At 44.7% G+C, this 3323-nt stretch carries 3 protein-coding genes; all 3 read left to right on the top strand.

Features of this window, described 5'->3' with window-relative positions; translation table 11 throughout:
- Nucleotides 1-47 precede the first annotated feature (47 nt).
- On the top strand, nt 48-245 hold the full coding sequence (locus tag HMPREF9420_RS12650; protein ID WP_007136135.1) for a hypothetical protein: 198 nt from the start codon (nt 48-50) through the stop codon (nt 243-245).
- A 24-nt stretch (nt 246-269) separates the two neighbouring features.
- Nucleotides 270-1871, top strand: coding sequence for a hypothetical protein (locus HMPREF9420_RS12645; RefSeq protein ID WP_007136134.1), 1602 nt, complete (start codon nt 270-272; stop codon nt 1869-1871).
- 547 nt (nt 1872-2418) lie between these two features.
- Nucleotides 2419-3323, top strand: a 905-nt coding sequence (locus HMPREF9420_RS12640; RefSeq protein ID WP_007136132.1) for a DUF6261 family protein, incomplete at its 3' end; no start/stop codon positions are given.

Here is a 3323-nt window from a genome sequence, read left to right as displayed (position 1 = left end):
CAACAAACAGGATGCGTTAACAGCGTTTCCCCTAAAAATGAAATGAAATGATAGTACTTAAAAGAAAGATTTATCAAAAGCCTCAGTGCAACATTGTTCACACGGAGGCAGAATCCCTATTGGTTCAGGCCAGTGGTAATGCAGGAAAGATTCAACCTGGTACAATAGTGGGCGATGCCAAACGTAACTTCTTTAACGATGAAGACCAGGATGGCTTTTCTTGGGACGATACAGAAAAGAACTAAAGATTATCAGAAAGGAAAACGAAAATGAATAAGTTTATGAATAGAATGCCTATTGGTTCAGTAATGCGAGGTATGTGTTATGGTTTCACAGCCTTATTGTTTGCTGCCAGCTGTGCGAATGATAACGTTACACAGGACGAAAAGCAGAATAAAGATAACATCCCAGCGGGTGCAACCGTATTTACAGGCACATCCCAGCCAGAGGCAACAACACGTACAACCATCCTTAACCACACAAAGGGCGCAGGTGCTTCCGTAAATTGGAGTAGCACGGACAAGATATGGGTAAAGGACGATGGAGGAAATTGGCAGCAGAGCACAACAACGATTATTCCTTCCGCTGCAAACCCATCATTTGCTAAGTTTGCCCTCTCTGGCACATATACCGGTGCTTCACACGACATTCTATATACAAACATGGCTGTGACAGGGACGCAACCGCAAGTAGAGATAAAGAATTACCAAACACAGTCTGCACCAAACAACTTTGATCATGCAGGCGAATCTGGAGATTGTGGAATCGCCACAGGTAACAAATCTGGTAATGATTATGCATTCACCCTTGACCATAAAGCTTCTTATCTCTGTTTCATTCCTCGCACAAGTAACGAATATGTAAAGCGCAGCAAGTTGATTAAAATCGAGATTATGAGCGATGATGAGATTGCTGGAACTTACAATATGGCTGCTGATGGCACACTTACGCTTGCTTCAGGTGGTTCAAAGACGATTACTGTAACAACTGGTTCGGGCTTTGATATAGACAATGCTGCTGATGATATGAGCAAGAATGCAACCTATGCTGTCGTTGCTCCAGGCATACATACTTTCCGTATTCGTTACTGGCTTAGCAATACTACAGATAACCCTAATGGACCGATAGAGGGAACGGTATCGAAGATTGTTACACTTAATTGTACAGCTGGCTCAATTCAAGATATAACTGCTAATCTTAATCCGCATGATTATGATGGCGACAAATACTATATGTGGGACGCACAGGAACAATTCTGGAAGGGGGACGAATGGAATAAAGGTGGTAGTCAGCCAAAAACAGGCGCAGAAACATCTAACGGTTACCCCCAGAGCAACACAGACCCACGTTTCTACCACGAGGGCGGTGGTTCTGGTAGATTTGATGCTACCCGCAGCTCATGTAAAGACCTCGCTAACGCCAACGAGATGTCTTGGTATTGCATGTATGGTGATCCACGTTGGGATGGTGACGAGTTATGGACTACAATGGGGCATTTATATAAAGGTGGCATGTGGTTTAAGAAGAAGTCCGTTCTGCAAGCAGAGAATCATTACAATACCGAGATATCTGCCGATAATATAACCGACTTGCGTACAACATACAAGAGTTATTACACCCTTAATAGTAGCATCAGCAACTCAGGTGTCCCATCTGTAGCCAATGTAGGTAATTACTTCTACCTGCCCGCCTTGGGTATATACAGCTCTTATTGGATGTACGATCTTAGCGGCTACGGCTACTATTGGTCGTCAAGTGCTATCCCATCGAGCAGTGAAGAAGCGTACTGCCTGCTCTTCAGCAGTGGTGTCGTCAACGTGGGCCGCCTCGGCCGCGACGCCGGATACAGGGTCGAGCCAACGTTCAAGTAGTCCTTGCGCTTGCCCTCTACGGGTGTCGCCCTCTAAGAAATCCCTCCCCGAACCAACGGTCACTGACCGAAGGGAAGTAAAGGGGAGGGAGTTCCTAACGGGATAAAGGATGAGAGACAAGGAAAGATCTAAGCCTTGGAAGAAAAATAAATCACATAGTGATTTTTTATGCTACATACAACGTATGAAACACCAAAAAGAGAATTTTCATGCTACATACAACGTATGTAACACCAAAAAGAAGATTTTCATGCTACATACAACGTATGTAACACCAAAAAGAAGATTTTCACGCTACATACAACGTATGTAACACCAAAAAGAGAATTTTCACGCTACATACAACGTATGTAACACCAAAAAGAGAATTTTCACGCTACATACAACGTATGTAACACCAAAAAGAGAATTTTCTTGCTACATACAACGTATGAAGCACCAAAAAAGAGATTTTACCAAGCAATTATAAGTTGCAAAAAGGCAAAAATAACAAAAAGTGAGTGACATATAGCCACTTATATATTAATTATAAATTAATCTAATTATTATGGAAAGATTAAACATTAAAATTCCAAAAATGGTTATGGTGAAAGCCAGCCAATGTGTTCATTACTCCAATTCTCATCACCTGCAATTTATGTTCAACGTCTATGCATTGGTAAAAGCTGGCGACAAAGTGAAGTTGCACCTCACCGACGAACTGCTCAAAACTTGGAACGATTGCATAGAATTAGAAACGGAGCTAAACAAGCAGGCTACGGCCACGGTGCACACTGAACAGATGGCAGCACTCGACCGACAGCGCGACACGCTGCTGACCAACCTCTTTGGCATCGTGCGTGTGCAACTGAAATCGCCTGTGCAAGCCGTTAAAGAGGCTGCCCAAAAGCTCGACAAGGCGCTCGGAGTTTACGCAGGCATTCAAAGCAAGGCGGCTGATGCCGAAACGGCAGAAGTGCGTGGATTGTTGAAAGATTTGGAGCGTTTCTCAGCAGAGATGACCGCCTTGGGTCTTGCACCTGTCACGGCAGAGTTAAAGGCCGTGAACGAAAAGTTTCAAACCGTCTACAACGAGCGCCAAGTGAAGGTTGTTGATGCAAAATTGCCCCCTCTGGCTGAGGTTCGCACTCAAACCGACGCCGTTTTCAATGCCGTGTGCCACTATATTGAGGCCAGTTATCTGCTCGCAGCGACCGAAGACGACCGACCGCCGATTGAGCGTTTGGTGGACCAAATCAATCAGGAGGTAGACCATTTTAAAACGGCCTATAAACAAAGTGCGGCACAGAAAAAGCCGTCGCCGGCTGTGAAAGAACGAGAAGAAAAACTCAAAGCAGCCATCCCGGCCTTCGCAGAAAAGGCTGGCTATGACGAGGGCGTGCTCACCTATACGGGTAAAGGCAAGGGCGCAGGCATGAAACGCCAATATGAACTCGCCATAAAAGACCGCAA

This window comes from Segatella salivae DSM 15606 (genome assembly GCF_000185845.1).
In the GTDB taxonomy this organism is placed as follows: domain Bacteria; phylum Bacteroidota; class Bacteroidia; order Bacteroidales; family Bacteroidaceae; genus Prevotella; species Prevotella salivae.
This window is presented reverse-complemented; position numbering and strand designations above follow the sequence as displayed.

Bases quoted from the DNA above. Each gene is read 5' to 3' on its own strand.
- HMPREF9420_RS12650 (WP_007136135.1), top strand. From the start codon at position 48: ATGATAGTACTTAAAAGAAAGATTTATCAAAAGCCTCAGTGCAACATT.
- HMPREF9420_RS12645 (WP_007136134.1), top strand. From the start codon at position 270: ATGAATAAGTTTATGAATAGAATGCCTATTGGTTCAGTAATGCGAGGT.